This is a genomic window from Streptomyces cavernae (assembly GCF_004023625.1).
Lineage (GTDB): Bacteria > Actinomycetota > Actinomycetes > Streptomycetales > Streptomycetaceae > Streptomyces > Streptomyces cavernae.
Window position 1 is genome coordinate 1 of the sequence record NZ_RPDJ01000062.1, and the last position, 18,096, is coordinate 18,096.

At 72.0% G+C, this 18,096-nt stretch carries 17 protein-coding genes; 13 read left to right on the top strand and 4 right to left on the bottom strand.

Annotated elements, in window-relative coordinates; genetic code table 11:
• Together EF387_RS42995 and EF387_RS43000 are read left to right on the top strand one after the other, a co-directional pair.
• Nucleotides 1-361, top strand: a 361-nt coding sequence (locus tag EF387_RS42995; protein ID WP_162467332.1) for a sensor histidine kinase, incomplete at its 5' end; no start/stop codon positions are given.
• Between the two features lie 90 nt (nucleotides 362-451).
• Nucleotides 452-1,027 carry a DM13 domain-containing protein gene (locus tag EF387_RS43000; protein ID WP_128382040.1) on the top strand — a complete coding sequence of 192 codons (576 nt, stop codon included), beginning with the start codon at nucleotides 452-454 and terminating at the stop codon, nucleotides 1,025-1,027.
• A gap of 210 nt (nucleotides 1,028-1,237) precedes the next feature.
• Here the strand turns inward: EF387_RS43000 and EF387_RS43005 are convergent, their stop codons facing one another.
• The gene (locus tag EF387_RS43005) at nucleotides 1,238-2,374 is read right to left on the bottom strand and encodes a sulfite oxidase (protein ID WP_128382041.1); all 1,137 of its coding nucleotides are present in this window, start codon (nucleotides 2,372-2,374) and stop codon (nucleotides 1,238-1,240) included.
• A 218-nt stretch (nucleotides 2,375-2,592) separates the two neighbouring features.
• Between EF387_RS43005 and EF387_RS43010 the strand changes: the two genes are divergently transcribed.
• The 7 genes from EF387_RS43010 to EF387_RS43040 all read left to right on the top strand — a co-directional run bounded on the left by EF387_RS43010 (nucleotide 2,593) and on the right by EF387_RS43040 (nucleotide 9,952).
• Nucleotides 2,593-3,426 (top strand): M55 family metallopeptidase, encoded by an 834-nt coding sequence (locus EF387_RS43010; protein ID WP_128382042.1) that lies wholly within the window; start codon nucleotides 2,593-2,595, stop codon nucleotides 3,424-3,426.
• Between the two features lie 14 nt (nucleotides 3,427-3,440).
• Complete coding sequence (locus tag EF387_RS43015) at nucleotides 3,441-4,811, top strand: M20/M25/M40 family metallo-hydrolase (protein ID WP_128382043.1); 1,371 nt, start codon at nucleotides 3,441-3,443, stop codon at nucleotides 4,809-4,811.
• Between the two features lie 9 nt (nucleotides 4,812-4,820).
• Complete coding sequence (locus tag EF387_RS43020; RefSeq protein ID WP_128382044.1) at nucleotides 4,821-6,827, top strand: S9 family peptidase; 2,007 nt, start codon at nucleotides 4,821-4,823, stop codon at nucleotides 6,825-6,827.
• 75 nt (nucleotides 6,828-6,902) lie between these two features.
• The gene (locus tag EF387_RS43025) at nucleotides 6,903-7,826 is read left to right on the top strand and encodes a S66 peptidase family protein (protein ID WP_128382045.1); all 924 of its coding nucleotides are present in this window, start codon (nucleotides 6,903-6,905) and stop codon (nucleotides 7,824-7,826) included.
• 349 nt (nucleotides 7,827-8,175) lie between these two features.
• On the top strand, nucleotides 8,176-8,460 hold the full coding sequence (locus EF387_RS43030; protein ID WP_238432037.1) for a LapA family protein: 285 nt from the start codon (nucleotides 8,176-8,178) through the stop codon (nucleotides 8,458-8,460).
• A 21-nt stretch (nucleotides 8,461-8,481) separates the two neighbouring features.
• Nucleotides 8,482-9,012 (top strand): GNAT family N-acetyltransferase, encoded by a 531-nt coding sequence (locus tag EF387_RS43035; RefSeq protein WP_128382046.1) that lies wholly within the window; start codon nucleotides 8,482-8,484, stop codon nucleotides 9,010-9,012.
• Nucleotides 9,013-9,046: 34 nt separating this feature from the next.
• Entirely contained in the window at nucleotides 9,047-9,952 is a 906-nt protein-coding gene (locus EF387_RS43040; protein ID WP_128382047.1) for an arginase family protein, read from the top strand.
• Nucleotides 9,953-10,083: 131 nt separating this feature from the next.
• Here EF387_RS43040 and EF387_RS43045 read toward each other — a convergent pair whose 3' ends face one another.
• Together EF387_RS43045 and EF387_RS43050 are read right to left on the bottom strand one after the other, a co-directional pair.
• Nucleotides 10,084-10,437 carry a VOC family protein gene (locus EF387_RS43045; RefSeq protein ID WP_128382048.1) on the bottom strand — a complete coding sequence of 118 codons (354 nt, stop codon included), beginning with the start codon at nucleotides 10,435-10,437 and terminating at the stop codon, nucleotides 10,084-10,086.
• 164 nt (nucleotides 10,438-10,601) lie between these two features.
• Nucleotides 10,602-11,150, bottom strand: a complete 549-nt coding sequence (locus EF387_RS43050; RefSeq protein WP_128382049.1) for a hemerythrin domain-containing protein — start codon at nucleotides 11,148-11,150, stop codon at nucleotides 10,602-10,604.
• A 184-nt stretch (nucleotides 11,151-11,334) separates the two neighbouring features.
• On the opposite strand from EF387_RS43050, the gene EF387_RS43055 reads away from it, so the two are divergent.
• Nucleotides 11,335-11,889 (top strand): phage holin family protein, encoded by a 555-nt coding sequence (locus EF387_RS43055; protein WP_128382050.1) that lies wholly within the window; start codon nucleotides 11,335-11,337, stop codon nucleotides 11,887-11,889.
• 3 nt (nucleotides 11,890-11,892) lie between these two features.
• A complete protein-coding gene (locus EF387_RS43060; protein ID WP_128382051.1) occupies nucleotides 11,893-12,987 on the top strand; it encodes an SDR family oxidoreductase in 1,095 nt (364 codons plus the stop codon).
• A gap of 730 nt (nucleotides 12,988-13,717) precedes the next feature.
• Here EF387_RS43060 and EF387_RS43070 read toward each other — a convergent pair.
• Nucleotides 13,718-14,668 carry an LLM class F420-dependent oxidoreductase gene (locus EF387_RS43070; protein ID WP_128382053.1) on the bottom strand — a complete coding sequence of 317 codons (951 nt, stop codon included), beginning with the start codon at nucleotides 14,666-14,668 and terminating at the stop codon, nucleotides 13,718-13,720.
• A gap of 209 nt (nucleotides 14,669-14,877) precedes the next feature.
• On the opposite strand from EF387_RS43070, the gene EF387_RS43075 reads away from it, so the two are divergent.
• On the top strand, nucleotides 14,878-16,242 hold the full coding sequence (locus EF387_RS43075) for an NAD(P)/FAD-dependent oxidoreductase (RefSeq protein ID WP_128382054.1): 1,365 nt from the start codon (nucleotides 14,878-14,880) through the stop codon (nucleotides 16,240-16,242).
• Nucleotides 16,239-18,086: a transketolase gene (locus EF387_RS43080; protein ID WP_128382055.1), complete on the top strand. Its 1,848-nt coding sequence runs from the start codon at nucleotides 16,239-16,241 to the stop codon at nucleotides 18,084-18,086. Before EF387_RS43075 ends, EF387_RS43080 begins: the two co-directional genes overlap by 4 nt.
• Nucleotides 18,087-18,096 lie beyond the last annotated feature (10 nt).

Sequence of the window (18,096 nt, forward strand, 5' to 3'; positions counted from 1 at the left end):
GGTTCCGGTGGAGGTGGACGGCAGGGAGATGAGCCGCGTGCTGGGCAACCTCCTGGTCAACGCGATCCGGCGAACGCCCACGGACGGCACCGTCATGGTGGCCGCGGAACGCCTGCCCGACGGCGTGGTGCTGTCCGTGACGGACGGCTGCGGCGGCATCCCCGAGGAGGACCTGCCGCGCGTCTTCGACACCGGCTGGCGCGGCACCCACGCCCGTACTCCGCCCGCCGGGGCCGGACTGGGCCTGGCCATCGTCCGCGGCATCGTGGAGGCACACCAGGGCCGTGCCACGGTCCGCAACATCCCCGGCGGCTGCCGCTTCGAGGTGGTGCTGCCCACCGCGCGCGACGACGCGGCGTAAGGATTCCGTCATCACCTGAGGGGTACGGGACGGCCGCCCGCTTCCGTTGGATGGGAAAAGCACAGAAAACCTTTCGGGAGGCGAGCGGGGATGCGGGACGTGCGAAAGATGCTGACCAGTCCGTTGGTGATCGCGATGCTGGTGGTGGTGGCCGGCGGAGTCGGCTTCGGGCTGTACTGGTTCCAGCCGTGGAAGCTGTGGCAGGACAAGACCGTCGAAGAGGCCCTGCCCGGCTCCGTGGAGACCACCGCTCCTCCTGCGGTGGCGCCCTCGGAAGAGCCCTCCGAGTCACCCTCCTCGGCTGCCGGCGGTCCGCAGACGCTCGCGAGCGGTGAGCTGATCAGCCACGAGCACGCGACCTCGGGCACGGTGAAGCTCGTACGCCTGTCCGACGGCTCTCACGTCGTCCGGCTGGAGAACCTCGACACCAGCAACGGACCCGACCTGCGTGTCTGGCTGACCGACGCGCCGGTGAAGCAGGGGCAGGCCGGGTGGCACGTCTTCGACGACGGGAAGTACGTCAGCCTCGGCAAGCTCAAGGGCAACAAGGGCAGCCAGAACTACGCCCTGCCCAGAGATGTCAATCCGTCGAGCTACAGCAGCGTGAGCATCTGGTGCGACCGCTTCGACGTCTCGTTCGGCGCCGCAGAACTCGCCCGCGCCTGACGCCGTGCGGCCACGGCCGGTCCGGTCTGGTCCGGTCCGGTCTGGTTCGCTGTGGCTGGTCTGGTGTGGTCCGCTCCGGTTCGGTCCGGTCCGGCCGAGCCGCGGGCTCTGCTCGTCCACGGCACGAGTCCGCGCCCCCGGCAGGTGCCGACGGGCGGGAGCCGACGCTCACCGTGAACGCGGGCCCGCGCCGCGCTCGGGCCCGCGCCGTCACGTGGGATCGGTGGGGCCGGGGTCCGGGCAGAAGACAGGCACCCGCTGGACGCGGTTGTTGGCGAACCCCCCTCGGTTCCATGGCTGTTCCAGTGGCTGGGTGTTCCCCGCCTCGTCGCGGGCTCGGGCAATCAGCTCATGGTCGCCGGGGACGGCGGACCACCGGTAGGACCACCGGCGCCAGGCCCATCGGTGTCCCTGATCCGGTTCGAGCTCGGCCCTGTGCCATGAACGGCCACCGTCCGTGCTCACCTGCACCGATGCCACCGCGGCGCGCCCCGACCAGGCCCGTCCCTCCAGCAGGACCGGGCCCGGCGCGACCACCCGCGTCCGGGACATGAAGTCGGGAAAGCCCGGCGGGATCACCAGTGCCCTGGGGGCGATACGGGTGACCGGCTCGCCCGCCTCCTCGGTCTCCTGCTTGATCCGGTAGGCCACGGACTGCTGGAAGCCCGTGAAAGGTGTGTCGACGACCGTGATGTCCCGCAGCCACTTCACCTGGGCCATCCCGTACCAACCGGGCACCACGAGGCGCAGCGGGCTGCCGTGCTGGGGCGGCAGAGGCGCGCCGTTCATGCCGTAGGCCACCAGAACCTCGGGCCGGTCGCCCGTGGCGATGTCGAGGGAAAGACCGCGCTGATAGTCCTGCTCGACACCGCGCTCCACGCCGTGGTCCGCACCGGTGAACACGACGTCGACCGCGTCGGGCTCCACCCCGGCCTCGTCGAGGAGCAGACGCAGCGGAACACCCGTCCAGTCCGCCGTGCCGACGGCCTCCACCAGCCACGGCTGGCTCACCGGCCTCGGCGACAGCAAGGCCCTGCCGTTGCCCGCGCACTCCATCGTCAGACGCGTGGTGACCGAAGGGCGGATGCGCAGCTGCTCCACCGAGAGGCTGAGCGCGCGCCGTACCCGGCCCCTCACCGTCAGCCTCCAGGCGGCCGCGTCCGGCACATGGGGGATGTCGTAGTGCGTCAGGACGTAGTGGAGGCCCGGTGGGGTGACGTCGTAACGCATCGCCTCCAGCGGCAGGCCGTGGTTGCGGGCGGCCAGTGCCAGCTCGTCCCGCCCCAGGCCCTCGCCGGACGAGGCCAGCCGGGCGGGGGTGCTCACGTCGGCGAGTCGACGCCTCATGCCCTGATTGTCCCCTTCCCGCACCGACCGCGCAGCGGTGAGCGGCCGACGCGGGCGGCGCCGGCCCGAGAAGGGGCCCGTGGACCTCGTGGCGGGCAGTCCCGGCGGTGCGTAATGTGACGCGGCATGAAGATCCCCGTCGCCGCCCCCGCATGCTGTCGGAAACTGCTGTCAACGGAACGACGACAAGCCTCTGACCAGCGATGGGATGGACGCCGATGAAGATCCTCATCAGTGCCGACATGGAGGGCGCCACCGGAGTGACCTGGCCGGGGGACGTACTGCCGGGCGCCCCGCAGTGGGAGCGGTGCCGTTCGCTGTTCACCTCCGACGTGAACGCCGCCGTGCTCGGGTTCTTCGACGGCGGCGCCGACGACGTGGTCGTCAACGAGGCCCACTGGAGCATGCGCAACCTGCTGCTGGAGCGACTGGACGAGCGGACGCAGATGCTCACCGGCCGGCACAAGGCGCTGTCCATGGTCGAGGGTGTGCAGCACGGCGACATCGACGGGATCGCGTTCGTCGGCTACCACGCGGGCGCGGGCATGGAAGGGGTGCTCGCCCATACGTATCTCGCCAATTCCATCACCGCGGTGTGGCTCAACGGGGTGCGGGCCAGCGAGGGCCTGCTGAACGCCCATGTCGTCGCCGAGTACGGCGTCCCGGTCGTCCTCGTCACCGGCGACGACGTGGCCTGCGAGGACGCGCTCGGCTACGCGCCCGAGGCGCTGAAGGTCGCCGTCAAGGACCATGTCTCGCGGTATGCCGCCGTGTGCCGCACCCCGGCCAGAACCGCCACCGAGATCCGCGCCGCCGCCAAGCAGGCCGCCGCGCTGGCGGTACGTCATGAGCCGGTGGCCGGTGGCCCCTTCACGATCGCGGTGGAGTGCGACGCCGAACACCTCGCGATGGCCGCCACCGTGGTTCCAGGTGTGGAACGGGTCGCAGAGCGGAAGATCTCGTACACCAGCGAGACGATGTACGAGGGGATCCGCACCTTCAAGGCGGTCACCACGATCGTCTCGGCCGCGACCGAGGAGCAGTATGGCTGAGGACGAGGAGCAGTATGGCTGAGGACGTCGACCAGCGGGCGCTGGACGAGGTCGTCCGGTTCACGTCCGACCTCATCCGCATCGACACCACCAACCACGGCGGCGGGGACTGCCGCGAGCGGCCCGCCGCCGAGTACGCCGCCGAACACCTCGCCGGGGCCGGACTGGAGCCGGCCCTCCTGGAGCGGACACCGGGGCGTACCAACGTCGTCGCCCGGATCCGGGGCACCGACCCCTCGGCCGACGCGCTGCTGCTCCACGGCCACCTCGACGTCGTCCCCGCACGGGCCGAGGACTGGCGGGTCCACCCGTTCTCCGGGGAGGTCCGCGACGGCGTCCTCTGGGGCCGGGGCGCGGTCGACATGAAGAACATGGACGCGATGATCCTCGCGGTCGTCCGCAACTGGGCCCGCCAGGGCTTCCGCCCACGCCGGGACATCGTCATCGCCTTCACCGCCGACGAGGAGGCCAGCGCGGAGGACGGCGCCGGATTCCTCGCCGAGCGCCACCCGGACCTCTTCGAGGGCTGCACCGAAGCCATCGGCGAGTCCGGCGCGTTCACCTTCCACGACGGCAGCGGACGGCAGCTGTACCCGGTCGCCGCGGGGGAGCGGGGCACCGCCTGGCTGAAGCTCAGCGCACGCGGCCGGGCCGGCCACGGCTCCAAGGTCAACGGGGACAACGCGGTCACCCGGCTCGCCGCCGCCGTCGCCCGCATCGGCGAGTACGAGTGGCCGCTCCGGCTCACCCCGACCGTGCGCGCGGCACTCACCGAACTCGCGGCCGTGTACGGCGTCGACGCCAGGACGTACGGCGTGCATCTGGCGCCCGGCGACACCCCTCCCGCGGCCGTCGACGCCGGTCCCGTCGACATCGACGGGCTGCTGGCGAAGCTCGGGCCCGCCGCCTCGCTCGTCGAAGCCACCGTCCGCAACAGCGCCAACCCGACCATGCTCGACGCCGGTTACAAGATCAATGTGATCCCGGGGGAGGCCGTCGCCCACGTCGACGGGCGTTGTCTGCCCGGCGGCGAGGAGGAGTTCCTCACCACTCTGGACCGGCTCACCGGACCCGATGTGCAGTGGGAGTTCCAGCACCGGACGCCGGCGCTCCAGGCGCCGGTCGACTCGCCGACGTACGCGCGGATGCGGGCCGCCGTGGAGGCGTTCGCCCCGGAGGGGCACGTGGTGCCGTACTGCATGTCGGGCGGCACGGACGCCAAGCAGTTCTCCGTCCTCGGCATCACCGGCTACGGATTCGCCCCACTGAAGCTTCCCGAGGGCTTCGACTACCAGGCCCTCTTCCACGGCGTGGACGAACGGGTGCCCGTCGAGGCACTGCACTTCGGCGTCCGCGTCCTCGACCGCTTTCTGCGCAACGCCTAGGGGGAGACGATGCGGAAGCTGGCCTACGGCTCCTGGCCCTCACCGATCGACGCGCGTGTGGCCGCCGCGCACGACGGACGCCCCGAGTACGTCGGCTTCGTCGGCGACGAGGCATGGTGGACCGAGCCCCGGCCCGCGGAGGGCGGCCGGCGCACCCTCGTACGGCGGCACGCCGACGGCCGCGAGGAGTCGGTGCTGCCCGCCCCGTGGAACGTGCGCAGCCGTGTCATGGAGTACGGCGGGCAGCCCTGGGCGGGCGAGATGCGGGAGAACGGCCCGCTGCTGGTGTTCGTCCACCACGCCGACCAGCGCCTGTACGCCTTCGAACCCGGGTCCGAGCCCCGGCCCCTCACCCCGTTGTCCCCGGTCGGCGGCGGACTGCGCTGGGCGGACCTCACCCTGTGCCCGGAGCGGGGCGAGGTGTGGTGTGTGCTGGAGGAGTTCACCGGCGACGGGCCCACAGACGTGCGCCGGGTGCTCGCCGCGGTGCCGCTGGACGGCTCGGCCGCCCAGGACCGGGCCGCCGTCCGCGAACTCACCGGCGCCCGGCACCGTTTCGTCACCGGGCCCCGCCTCCGGCCCGACGGGCGGCGCGCGGTCTGGCTGGCCTGGGACCATCCGCGGATGCCCTGGGACGGCACCGAGCTGATGATGGCCGAGGTCGCCGAGGACGGCACCTTCGGCGAATCCTGGACCTTCGGCGGCGGCCCCGACGAATCCGTCGCCCAGGCCGAATGGGCCCCTGACGGCACGCTGCTGTACTCCAGCGACCGCGGCGGCTGGTGGAACCTCTACCGGGCCGACCCCCACCGAGGCGCGGTGCCGTTGTGCCCGCGGGAGGAGGAGTTCGGCGGGCCGCTGTGGACGCTCGGCCGGCGCTGGTTCGCCCCGCTGGAGAACGGGCTGATCGCCGTCGTGCACGGCCGGGGCGCCACCGCGCTCGGCGTCCTCGACCCGGAGACCGGCGAAGTCGTGGACACCGCGGGCCCCTGGACCGAGTTCGCGCCCACGCTCGCCGTGCACGGCACCCGGGTCGTCGGCGTCGCGGCCAGCCCGCGCAGCGCGTACGAGGTCGTCGAACTGGACACCGTCCCCCACGCCCGACCCGACTCGCGCGGGGGCGCCCCCGTCGGCCGCGCCCGGGTGATCGGCGCCACCCACGACGACCCGGTGGACCCCGCGTACTACCCGGAACCACAGATCCGCACCTTCCACGGCCCCGACGGACGGGAGATCCACGCACACGTCTATCCGCCGCACAACCCTGGCCACGCGGCACCCGGCAACGAACTGCCGCCGTACGTCGTCTGGGCGCACGGCGGACCCACCGACCGGGCGCCGCTCGTCCTCGATCTCGCCATCGCCTACTTCACCTCACGCGGGATCGGTGTCGCCGAGGTCAACTACGGCGGGTCCACCGGCTATGGACGGGAATACCGGGACCGGCTGCGCGAGCAGTGGGGCGTGGTCGACGTCGAGGACTGCGCGGCGGTCGCGCTGGCGCTCGCCGACGAGGGCACCGCCGACCCCGGACGGCTGGCGATCCGGGGCGGCAGCGCGGGCGGCTGGACCGCCGCGGCCTGTCTGGCCGCCACCGACGTGTTCGCCTGCGGCACCATCCTCTACCCCATCCTCGACCTGGCCGGCTGGGGCCGTACCGGTGGCACCCACGACTTCGAGTCGCAGTACCTGGAGTCGCTGGTCGGGCCCGCCGACGAGGTGCCCTGCCGGTACGCCGAGCGGTCGCCCGTCGAACACGCCGACAAGATCAGTGCGCCGTTCCTGCTGCTCCAGGGACTGGACGACGTGATCTGCCCGCCCGAGCAGTGCGAGCGGTTCCTGGCACGGATGGCGGGACGGCGCGTGCCGCACGCGTACATCGCCTTCGAGGGGGAGGGGCACGGCTTCCGCCGGGCGGAGACCATGGTGCGCGTGCTGGAGGCGGAGCTCTCGCTGTACGCTCAGGTCTTCCGGCTCGAACCGCCCGGGATTCCCACGCTGGAGCTGGCCAAATGAAGCCCCTGACCGGGAACCGCCCGATGAAGTCCCTGACCGGGACCGCCCGATGAAACCCCAGACAGGGACCGCCCGATGAAGCCCCTGACCCGGCCCGCCCGCCTCGCCCCGGGCGCCCGCGTCGCCGTGGTCGCCCCCAGCGGACCCGTACCCGAAGAACGGCTCAGCGCCGGTCTCGACATCCTGCGCGGCTGGGACCTCGACCCTGTCGTCGCACCCCACGTGCTGGACCGGCACCCCGAGCTCCCCTACCTCGCCGGGACGGACGCCGACCGGGCCGCGGACTTCCAGCACGCCTGGTGCGACCCGTCCGTGGCCGCCGTGCTGTGCGCCCGCGGCGGATACGGGGCCCAGCGCATGGCCGACCTCCTCGACTGGGAAGCCCTCGCGGCCGCCGGGCCCAAGGTGTTCCTCGGCTTCAGCGACATCACCGCGCTCCACGAGGCCTTCGCGACCCGGATGGGCCTGGTCACCCTGCACGGTCCGGGGGTCACGGGCGTCGACTTCCTGAAGAACGCCCGTACCCAGGAGCATCTGCGCGCCAGCTTGTTCCGGCCGGAGTCCGTCACCACCATCGCCTCCGCCGGCACCACGCTCGTCCCGGGCCGGGCCCGCGGCGTCACCCTCGGCGGCTGCCTCAGCCTCCTCGCCGCGGAACTCGGCACTCCGCACGCCCGCCCCGCCACCCGCGGCGGACTGCTCATGATCGAGGACGTCGGCGAGGCGCCGTACCGCCTCGACCGCATCCTCACCCAACTGCTGCGCGCGGGCCGGCTGGACGGCGTCGCGGGGATCGCGCTCGGCTCCTGGAAGGACTGCGGCCCCTACGACAGGCTGCGCGCCCTCTTCACCGACCGGCTCGGCGGGCTCGGCGTTCCGGTCGCCGAGGAATTCGGCTTCGGCCACCGCGACGGCGCGCTCACCGTCCCCTTCGGGGTGCGGGCCGAGCTGGACGCGGACGCCGGGATGCTCACCCTGGACGAACCGGCGCTGCTCTGAGGGGTCCTTGCACTATGAGCGTCCGATCAGGTCGCGTGGTCTGTTGCTGGGGGCACCTCCCACGCCTTTCGGGCTGTGGGGGAGCATCGCAAGGCGCCGGAGCGCCCTCGATGGGGGTGCCCCCGCTCGAGCGGAGTCGAGAGTGGGGGAGGAGCCACGAGGGCGCTCCGGCAACGCGGCGATGGGGGTGCCCCCAGCTCGAGCGCAGCCGAGAGCTTGGGGGAGCGGTGCCAGACCACGCGACCCGGGCGGGCATAGTGCAAGGACCCCTGAGCCCGCCGGGTGCGTGACCTGGGGCGTAGGGTCATCCTGTAGGGAGAATCCCCGATGGTTCGGAAGGGGCGTCCCCATGAGCCCGCAGACCCGGAGCAATCAGTCCAGGACGAGCACGACCAAGCAGACCCGGCGGACGGGCGGCCAGAGCAGCGCCCGGGCCAGCATGTGGACGCCCGCGCGGATCGGCATGGCCGTACTGACCGTCCTCCTGCTCATTTTCATCTTCGAGAACACCCGCAACACCAAGATCCGGCTGATCATCCCCGAGGTCACCATGCCGCTGTGGCTGGCGCTGCTCATCACGGGCGTGATCGGTGCGGTCCTCGGGGCGTATGCGATGAGCCGACGGCGGCGGTGAGGCGTCGCGTACCGTAAGGGAATGCCGCAGAACCACCTCGCCGTCTCGGACCGCGTCGGCATACGCCACTTCAGGTACGAGGACTCGGACGAGTTCACGGCGCGCGCCCGGGAGAGCAAGGACCTGCACCACCCGTGGCTCTTTCCGCCGGTGACCGCGGCCGCCTTCGCCACATACGCCGGGCGGCTGATCAAGGACCCGGCCAAGGCCGGGTTCCTGGTCTGTGAGCGGGCGACCGGAGCCATCGCCGGGTTCATCAACATCAACAACATCGTCGAGGGCGCCTTCCTGAGCGGCGCCCTCGGCTACGGGGCCTTCGCACACGCCGCCGGGCGGGGGCTGATGACCGAGGGACTGAACCTCGTGGTCGAGCACGCCTTCGGCCCCCTGGGACTGCACCGGCTGGAGATCAACGTTCAGCCGGGCAACACCGCCTCGATCGCGCTGGCCCGCCGCTGCGGCTTCCGACTCGAGGGCTTCTCACCGGACTTCCTGTTCATCGACGGCGCCTGGCGCGACCACCAGCGCTGGGCGATCACCGCGAAAAGCTGAGCGGTCGATCCGCGGGTCGGGTGAGGATGGGGCCATGCCGAACCCGAGGAACATCGTCGTCGTGGACGCCCCCTCCAATCTGGGCCTGCGCCCGCCCGCTCCCGGCACCGTCCCCGGCTGCTACAAACTCGCCGGCGCGCTGCGCGAGCAGCGGATCGTGCAGCGGCTCGGCGCCTTCGAAGGCGGGGTGGTGGTGCCGCCCCGTTACGACCGCGGTGACTGGCAGGAGGGCGACGGCGTCTTCAACGCCTCCGCCATCGCCTCCTACACCCGCAAACTCGCCGACCGCATCGAACACCACGTACGCGCCGGTGAGCTGCCAGTTGTTCTGGGTGGTGACTGCTCCATCCAGCTCGGCGCCTCGCTGGCGCTGCGCCGCCTCGGCCGGTACGGGCTGGTCGCCGTGGACGCCTCGGCGGACTTCCGGCACCCCGGGAACTCCGACCGGGTGGGCGCGGCGGGGGGCGAGGAACTGGCCCTGGCGACGGGCCGCGGACAGGAGGACCTCACGAACCTGGAGGGACTCGGGCCGTATCTGCGTGACGAGGACGTGCGCCTCTTCGGACTGCGGGACTACGACGACGAGCGCGCGGAGCTGACCGCGCTGAAGATCCCCAACGTCAGCGTGGGCGAGATCCGCGAGTGGGGCGCCGAGGACATCGCCCGGGCCACCGCACAGAGCTTCGAAGCCCCGGAACTGGAGGGCTTCTGGGTCCATCTCGACGCCGACGTCCTCGATCCGTCGGTGATGCCCGCCGTGGACAGCCCGGACCCCGACGGTCTGCAGCCCGACGAACTCCTCGCGCTGCTGAGGCCGTTGGTGCGCTCCCCGCACTGCGTCGGTTTCAACGTCACCATCTACGATCCCGACCTCGACCCGGACGGCGAGGCCGGGGTCCTGCTTGCCGACCTGGTCGTGGCCGCGTTCACGGACACCTGAGTGGACATTTGAGTGGGCGCCTGAATGTGCACCTGAGTGTGCACTTGAGTGCCGCCGTGGCTGCCGGGAATCCGGGCCCTTCGACGATCAGCCGACCCCGGGTCGGCTGCCGGTGCGCATTTCGGGCGCCCTCACCCGGCGGAGCTGCGGTCGGCGTACTCGAAGACCGTCCCGTCCGGGTGCAGCGCGATCAGGTTGCGGCCGACCGGTGTCGGGACCGGGCCCGCGAGGATCTGGGCTCCCGACTCGCTCAGCACCTGGTGGGCCTCGTCGACGTCCTTGACCGCGATGGTGGCCGAGACCTTGCGCAGCAATTCGAGCTCCTCCTCGGGCCCGCTCATCAGCAGAAAGCAGCCGACCGCTGCGACCTGGACACCGCCGCGCTCGAAGCGCAGCGCCGTGCCGCCCGTCAGCCGTTCGTAGAAGGGGACGAAGACGTCCAGGTCGGGGACGCAGACACGTAGCGTGGTTCCCAGAATCTCCATGCGTCCGAGCCTAGGGGTTTCGTTTGCGCGGTAACCCTGGTTCCGGGCGGATCTTGGACGGCACCCCTGTTGCCGAGCGTGGCCTTGATGCCCTGGTTCCCGAGCGTGGTCTTGAACGGCCTGGTTCCCGAGCGTGGTCGGGCCGACTACGGGCGGGTGACCGGTCAGCCCATGGCCTTGCGGACCACGTCCCGGGTGCGGTCGACGACCGCCGCGATCGGACCCGCCGCCACGTTCTTCAACGCGGTGTCCGCGCCCGGGTGCGGCCGCGTCGGCGCGAGGGACTCCGCCGCCCGCACCGCCCTGGCCAGCTCCTCCAGCCTGCCCCGGTCGGCGACCCGCTGGAAGTGGGCGAACTCGTGGCGCTCCTCGGCGTCCGCGTGGGCCAGCACGTCCTGCCGCAGCGCGGCGAACCGGACCAGGAAATCGGGCGAGTCGGTGTCCATGCCGTCCAGCCGGGACAGCGCCTCCTTGGCGCGCTCCTCCTCCTCGACCCGTTCCCTGACGACGAGTTCACCGCCGTCGACGTGCATGCGCGCGAACGGGTGGACCACCTCCTCCTCGGCGGTCTCGTGCACCACGAGCAGCCGCACGAACTCATGGAAGCTCCGCCTTCGTCGGTCGCCATCGGTGGCCGCCACCTCGTCCAGCAGTTCGCGGATCCTCGTGTGCTGCCCCTCGAGCAGCTCCACGGCGTCGGTTCGCTCGGTCATCCTCGGTCATCCTCCGATGTCGGGCGAGGCACGGAGGGGTCGGTCCTCCGTTGAGTCGGTCCTTGAGCCGGCTTTCTGTTGAGTCGGTCCTCCGTCACGGACGAGTCCTCCTCCGGGTACCCCTCCCCGGTCCGGCCTTACGCCGCGTCTGTTACGCCCCCGAGGGTCCGGGTACCCGGGCGGCATGGACCGCATCGATCACTTGGAACATCTGGACAGGAGTCTGGTGGAGGAACTCGCGCAGGTCGCGCGCGAGACCGTGCGTGACGAACTGCGGGAGCAGACGCGCAGGCAGCGGCGCAAAGCCGTGCTGTACGCGGCCTCCGGAGCCGCCGCGCTGTACGCGGGCGGCGCGTTGGCGCTCGCCCTGGGCCTGGCACTCGCGATGGGTCTGCCGGACTGGGCCGCCGCGCTGATCACCGCCGCGGTGCTCGGCGTGGTGGCGTACCTCCTGCGTTCGGCGGCACGGCCCTCGGGTCCCCACCAGGTCCCCGTGAGCGGTGGCGCGGCCGAGGCCCGGGCCCCGCTGGGGCCGTCGGGCGGACCGGCCGCACCCGGCTATCCGCCCATGCCGTCCACGGCCCCGGGCGCTTCCGGGGTGACGGAGGGCGGCGTGCCAGGGACCTCCCCGCGGGCGGACGCCGAGAACGCCCCGCGCTGGCCCCAGGCACCCGGCGAGGACATCTCGACCGCCGGCGGTGCCCGGCCCGACCCCGAAGCCCCGCGGCGCCGGGGGTGAACCATGGCCAGGCACGGCAAATCCGTCGTGGTGACCGGGGCCGGCGGTGGCGTGGGCCGGGCCACCGCCCGCGCCTTCGCCGCCCGCGGGGACCGGGTCGCCCTGCTCGGGCGGGGCCGTGAGGGGCTCGCGGCGGCGGCGGACGACGTGCAGCGGGCCGGCGGTGAGGCGCTGGTGGTCACCGTCGACATGGCCGACGCGAAAGCCGTCGACGACGCTTCGCAGCAGATAGTGGACGAGTTCGGGGAGATCGACGTCTGGGTCAACAACGCCTTCGCCGGTGTCTTCGCGCCGTTCACCGAGGTGACTCCGGACGAGTTCCGCCGGGTCACCGAGGTGACCTATCTCGGGTACGTCTTCGGCACCCGGGCGGCGCTGCGCCACATGCTGCCGCGCGACCGCGGGGCGATCGTCCAGGTCGGCTCCGCGCTGGCCTACCGCGGGATCCCGCTGCAGTCGGCGTACTGCGGAGCCAAACACGCCATCCAGGGCTTCAACGAGTCGCTGCGCTGTGAACTGCTGCACGAGGGATCGCGGGTCCGTACGACGATGGTTCAGCTGCCCGCGGTCAACACTCCCCAGTTCGACTGGGTGCTCAGCCGGATGCCCGGCCGCCCGCGGCCCGTCCCGCCCGTCTACCAGCCGGAGCTGGCCGCCCGCGCGATCGTGCACGCGGCCGGGCATCCGCGGCGGCGCGAGTACTGGGCCGGTGGTGCCACGGCGGCGACGCTGATTGTCAACGCGGTGGCGCCGGGCTTCCTCGACCGCTACCTGGCGCGTACGGCCTTCCGGGCGCAGCAGGACCCCGCCGACGGTGACTCCTCCGGCGACTCCTACGCCCACGGCAACCTGTGGGCCCCGGCCGACGGCCCGCACGGCCGGGACTTCGGGGCGCACGGGCGCTTCGACGCGGAGGCCGTGGAGCGCAGTCCCGAGGAGTGGTTCTCGCGGAACCGAGGGCGGCTCGGGGCGGGGATGGCACTCGCGGGCTCTGCCGCGGTGGCGCTTCGGGTCAAGGCCAAGGTGCTCCGGGTCAAGGCCAGGATGCAGGGGGTCAAGGCGAAGATCCCCGGGGTCAGGGCCAAGACGTCGTCCTAGTGCCGCGGCAGGCAACGTTTGCCCGGTAAGGAGCGGCGTCATGGGGGTCCCCCTGCTCATGGGGGTCCCCCCGCTCGAGCGCAGCCGAGAGTGGGGGAGAAACCGAGAGCTTGGGGGAGCGTGCTCTGGGGGTCCCCCCGGCCGGAGGCTGGGGGGAGTACCGGCCGGAAGTCCTCGTACTGGACGTACTTGGGCTTTCGGCCGGTGCGGCGAGTGGGGGTGCCCCCTGCTCGAAGAGCTTGGGGGAGCGTGCCGGGCGTCGCGACGGGGCGAACGTTGCCTGTTGCGGCACTAGTTCTGGCTGGACAGGTCGAGCGTTCTTCAGGGCGCGGGTCAAGTGGCGTGTTCAGCGTGTTCAGGCGGAGGTTGAGCGTTCCGCGGTCCGGTGCAGGTGGAACGGGGGGCGCACAACCCGCCCCCGTCCACCCCCGTCGACCACCCCGCGCGCTGGAGCCGACCACCCCGGGCGCTGACCCGCAGGCTGACCCGCAGGGTGAAGCCGACCACCCCGCGGGCTAAGGGGTCCTTGCACTATGCCCGCCCGGGTCGCGCGGCTTGGCACCGCACCTCGCCGCGTTGCCGAAAAGCCCAGGTAGCTCCTCCCCCAAGCTCTCGGCTCCGCTCGAGCAGGGGGCACCCCCATCCAGGGCTCTCCGGCGCCTTGCGATGCACGGCACCAGACCACGCGACCTGATCGGACGCTCATAGTGAAAGGACCCCTAAAGCTCCCCTAAAGCTGCGGCAGCACCTTGGTGCGGTAGAAGTCGAAGAAGCCCCGCTGATCGGGCCCGATCTGGTTGACGTAGACACGGTCGAAACCCGCGTCCGCGTAGGCCTTGAGGCCCGCCACATGCTCGTCCGCGTCGTCCCCGCACACCACCTTCTCGCGCACCATGTCCTCGGTGACCAGCGGTGCCAGCTGCTCGTAGTGACGTGGGGTGGGCAGGATCTGGCCCATCTCGCCGGGCAGCAGGTCGTTGAACCAGAGCCGGCGCACCGTGCGTACCGCCTCGTCCTCGTCGGGGCCGTAGCAGACCTTCGTACCGCCGCTCACCGGCTTGCTGCCCCCGCCGCCCTTGCGGAACTGGGTGACCATCGCCTCGTCCGGCGCCACCGTGACGTAGCCGTCGCCGATCCGGGCGGCGAGTGCGGCCGCCTTGGGGCCGAAGGCGGAGACGTCGATGGGGACGGGCTCGTCGGGCACCGTGTAGAGGCGGGCGTTCTCCACGGTGTAGTGGGTGCCGTGGTGGTTGACCTCCTCACCGGTGAACAGCCGGCGCATCACCAGGACCGCCTCCTCCAGCATCTCCAGACGGATGTGGGCGGGCGGCCAGGCGTCGCCGAGGATGTGCTCGTTGAGCGCCTCGCCGGAGCCGACGCCCAGCCGGAAACGGCCGTTCGTCAGCACCGCGCCGGTGGCCGCGGCCTGTGCCACCACGGCCGGATGCATCCGGACGGTCGGGCAGGTCACCGCGGTCTCGACGGGCAGGGACACCGCCTCCGAGAGCGCGCCGATCACCGACCAGACGAACGGGCTCTGGCCCTGCGCCGAGTTCCAGGGGTGGTAGTGGTCGGAGATCCACAGGCTCTGGAATCCCGCTTGCTCCGCCATCCTCGCCTGCTCGACGAGTTCGGCGGGACCGTGCTCCTCGGTCGCCAGGAAGTAGCCGTATTCAAGCATGAGCGCTCCTCACCACTGTGCCGGGCCCCACCACTGCGCTGGGGTTCGGGGCGGTCGCCCGCTGTCCGGTCCCGGACGCTCGCCCGCTCCCGGGTAACCGCCGCGTCCCGGCCGGAAACCCCCTGCTCCGGGGCCCGTGCGGGGCACCGCACGTTTGGCGGCCCTGACCAGGGGGACGCGGAAAGCTCTGCCGATCTCGGAGGCGAACCGTGACTCGACCGCACATCGTGATCGTGGGCGCCGGCTTCGCCGGCTACCGCACCGCGCACACCCTGTCCCGACTGGTACGGAACAAAGCGGACATCACGATCCTCAACCCGACCGACTACTTCCTGTACCTGCCGCTGTTGCCCCAGGTCGCCGCCGGGGTGCTGGAGCCGCGCAGGGTCACCGTCTCGCTCTCCGGCACCCTGCGGGGCGTACGCCTGGTGCTCGGTGAGGCGGACGGCATCGACCTCGACGCACGCACCGTGCACTACACCGACCCCGAGGGCGACGGCGGCACCCTCACCTACGACCGGCTGGTGCTGGCCGTAGGCAGCGTCAACAAACTGCTGCCGATCCCCGGTGTCGCCGAGCACGCACACGGTTTCCGGGGGATGCCCGAGGCGCTGTACCTGCGCGACCACGTGACCCGGCAGATCGAGCTGGCCGCCGTCGGCGACCCCAAGGAGTGCCGGTCGCGCTGCACCTTCGTGGTGGTCGGCGCGGGTTACACCGGGACGGAGGTCGCCGCACAGGGGAAGCTGTTCACGGACGAGCTGGTCCGCAAGCAGCCGCAGTGGCAGGGCGTCCGGCCCCGCTGGATGCTGCTCGACATCGCCCCGCGGGTGCTGCCCGAACTCGACCAGCGGCTGTCCCGCACCGCCGACAGGGTACTCAGGCAGCGCGGGGTCGACGTCCGTACCGGGACGTCCGTGGCGGAGGCCACGGCGACCGGGGTGCGGCTGTCCGACGGGGAGTTCGTCGACACCCGGACCCTGGTCTGGTGCGTCGGCGTACGGCCCGACCCGCTGGTGGAGGGCATCGGCCGGCCCCTGGACCGCGGTCGGCTGATCGTGGACCCGTATATGCAGGTGCCGGGCCACTCCGACGTGTTCGCCTGCGGTGACGCCGCCGCCGTGCCGGACCTCAACAATCCGGGCAAGTTCACCCCGATGACCGCCCAGCACGCCTGGCGGCACGGGAAGGTCGCGGGCCGCAACGTCGCCGCCTCGCTCGGCATCGGCACCTGGGACACCTACCGCCACAAGGACATGGGTTTCACCGTGGACCTCGGCGGGGTGAAGGCCGCCGCAAACCCGCTCGGTGTCCATCTGTCGGGCCCGGCCGCCGGTGCCGTCACCCGCGGCTACCACCTGGCCGCGATGCCCGGCAACCGGATCCGGGTCGCCGCGGACTGGCTGCTCGACGCCGTACTGCCCCGCCAGGCCGTGCAGCTCGGCCTGCTCAGGTCCTGGTCGGTGCCGCTGGACACGTCCTCCCCCGAGCTGGCCCGGGTTCCGGCGCCCGAGAAGGCCGAGGACACGGCTGCTGACCGCACCGCCGCCAACCCGAAGGAGGGAGACGCATGACCGACCGTCGACTTGCCGCGCTGGGACAGCAGTTGCGGGTCGACAGTGTGCGGGCGGCCGCCGCGGCCGGTTCCGGGCACCCGACCTCATCGATGTCCGCGGCGGACCTGATGGCCGTGCTGCTGGCCCGCCATCTGCGCTACGACTTCGAGCGCCCGGCCCACCCCGGCAACGACCGCTTCGTGCTCTCCAAAGGACACGCCTCACCGCTGCTGTACGCCGCGTACAAGGCCGCCGGCGCGATCAACGACACCGAACTGCTCACCTTCCGCCATCAGGGCAGCCGCCTGGAAGGCCATCCGACGCCCCGGAAGCTGCCCTGGGTGGAGACCGCCACCGGCTCGCTCGGCCAGGGGCTGCCCGTCGGCGTGGGCATCGCCCTCACGGGCAAGCGGCTGGACCGGCTCGACTACCGCGTCTGGGTGCTGTGCGGCGACAGCGAGCTCGCCGAGGGCTCCGTGTGGGAGGCGGCGGAACACGCCGGGTACGAGCACCTCGACAACCTGATCGCCGTCATCGACGTCAACCGGCTCGGCCAGCGCGGCCCCACCCGGCACGGCCACGACCTGGACGCCTACGCCCGCCGCTTCCAGGCCTTCGGCTGGCACACCATCGAGGTCGACGGCCACGACGTGGACGCCGTCGACCGGGCGTACGGCGAGGCGGAATCCACGGTCGGCCAGCCCACCGCCGTCATCGCCCGCACCCTGAAGGGCAAGGGCGTGGCCGCGGTCGAGGACCGCGAGGGGTTGCACGGCAAGCCGTTGAAGGAGCCCGAGGAGGCGATCGCGGAACTCGGCGGCCCCCAGGACCTGCGGGTCGAGGTCCAGCAGCCGCCCGCGGCCCGGATGCTGCACGCGGTGCGCTCCGGCCGGCCGGAACTGCCGCGCTACGAGATCGGCGAGAAGGTCGCCACCCGCGACGCCTACGGACAGGCACTCGCCGCGCTCGGCAGTGTCCGCGGCGATGTCGTCGCCCTGGACGGCGAGGTCAGCGACTCCACCCGCGCCGAGTACTTCGCCAAGGAACACCCCGACCGGTTCTTCGAGTTCTACATCGCCGAGCAGCAGCTGGTCGCGGCGGCCGTAGGCATGGCGGCACGCGACTGGGTCCCTTATGTGTCCACGTTCGCGGCGTTCCTGACCCGCGCCCACGACTTCCTGCGGATGGCGACGATCAGCGGCGCCGGGATCAACGTGGTCGGCTCCCACGCGGGCGTCTCCATCGGCCAGGACGGCCCGTCCCAGATGGGCCTGGAGGACCTCGCCATGTTCCGGTCGCTGCACGGCTCGACCGTGCTGCACCCCTGCGACGCCAACCAGACCGCCCATCTCGTCGCACGGATGGCGGACGGCGAGGGCATCCGCTATCTGCGCACCCTGCGCGGCGAGACCCCGGTGATCTACGGGCCCGGCGAGGAGTTCCCGGTCGGCGGCAGCAAGGTGCTGCGCACCTCCGACGAGGACCGGCTCACCGTCGTCGCGGCCGGCACGACCGTCCACGAGGCGCTGACCGCCGCGGACCTGCTGGCGGACGAGGGCATCCAGGTACGGGTGATCGACCTGTACTCGATCAAGCCCGTCGACCGGCACACCCTGCGCGCGGCGGCCGAGCAGACGGGCTGTCTGCTCACCGTCGAGGACCATCACGAGGAGGGCGGCCTCGGTGACGCGGTCCTCGACGCCTTCCTCGACGGCCGCCCCTCCCCCCGCCTGGTCCGTCTCGCGGTCCGGACCATGCCGGGCTCGGCGTCGCCCGCCGAACAGCTGCACGCGGCCGGTATCGACGCCGAGTCGATCGCGGCCTCGGCGCGGCTGCTGGTGGAACACGCGGTGGTGGCCTGACGGGACCGCG

Excerpts from the sequence above, each read along its gene's own strand:
- EF387_RS43000 (WP_128382040.1), top strand. The coding sequence starts at position 452 with ATGCGGGACGTGCGAAAGATGCTGACCAGTCCGTTGGTGATCGCGATG.
- EF387_RS43005 (WP_128382041.1), bottom strand. The coding sequence starts at position 2,374 with ATGAGGCGTCGACTCGCCGACGTGAGCACCCCCGCCCGGCTGGCCTCG.
- EF387_RS43010 (WP_128382042.1), top strand. The coding sequence starts at position 2,593 with ATGAAGATCCTCATCAGTGCCGACATGGAGGGCGCCACCGGAGTGACC.
- EF387_RS43015 (WP_128382043.1), top strand. The coding sequence starts at position 3,441 with ATGGCTGAGGACGTCGACCAGCGGGCGCTGGACGAGGTCGTCCGGTTC.
- EF387_RS43020 (WP_128382044.1), top strand. The coding sequence starts at position 4,821 with ATGCGGAAGCTGGCCTACGGCTCCTGGCCCTCACCGATCGACGCGCGT.
- EF387_RS43025 (WP_128382045.1), top strand. The coding sequence starts at position 6,903 with ATGAAGCCCCTGACCCGGCCCGCCCGCCTCGCCCCGGGCGCCCGCGTC.
- EF387_RS43030 (WP_238432037.1), top strand. The coding sequence starts at position 8,176 with ATGAGCCCGCAGACCCGGAGCAATCAGTCCAGGACGAGCACGACCAAG.
- EF387_RS43035 (WP_128382046.1), top strand. The coding sequence starts at position 8,482 with ATGCCGCAGAACCACCTCGCCGTCTCGGACCGCGTCGGCATACGCCAC.
- EF387_RS43040 (WP_128382047.1), top strand. The coding sequence starts at position 9,047 with ATGCCGAACCCGAGGAACATCGTCGTCGTGGACGCCCCCTCCAATCTG.
- EF387_RS43045 (WP_128382048.1), bottom strand. The coding sequence starts at position 10,437 with ATGGAGATTCTGGGAACCACGCTACGTGTCTGCGTCCCCGACCTGGAC.
- EF387_RS43050 (WP_128382049.1), bottom strand. The coding sequence starts at position 11,150 with ATGACCGAGCGAACCGACGCCGTGGAGCTGCTCGAGGGGCAGCACACG.
- EF387_RS43055 (WP_128382050.1), top strand. The coding sequence starts at position 11,335 with ATGGACCGCATCGATCACTTGGAACATCTGGACAGGAGTCTGGTGGAG.
- EF387_RS43060 (WP_128382051.1), top strand. The coding sequence starts at position 11,893 with ATGGCCAGGCACGGCAAATCCGTCGTGGTGACCGGGGCCGGCGGTGGC.
- EF387_RS43070 (WP_128382053.1), bottom strand. The coding sequence starts at position 14,668 with ATGCTTGAATACGGCTACTTCCTGGCGACCGAGGAGCACGGTCCCGCC.
- EF387_RS43080 (WP_128382055.1), top strand. The coding sequence starts at position 16,239 with ATGACCGACCGTCGACTTGCCGCGCTGGGACAGCAGTTGCGGGTCGAC.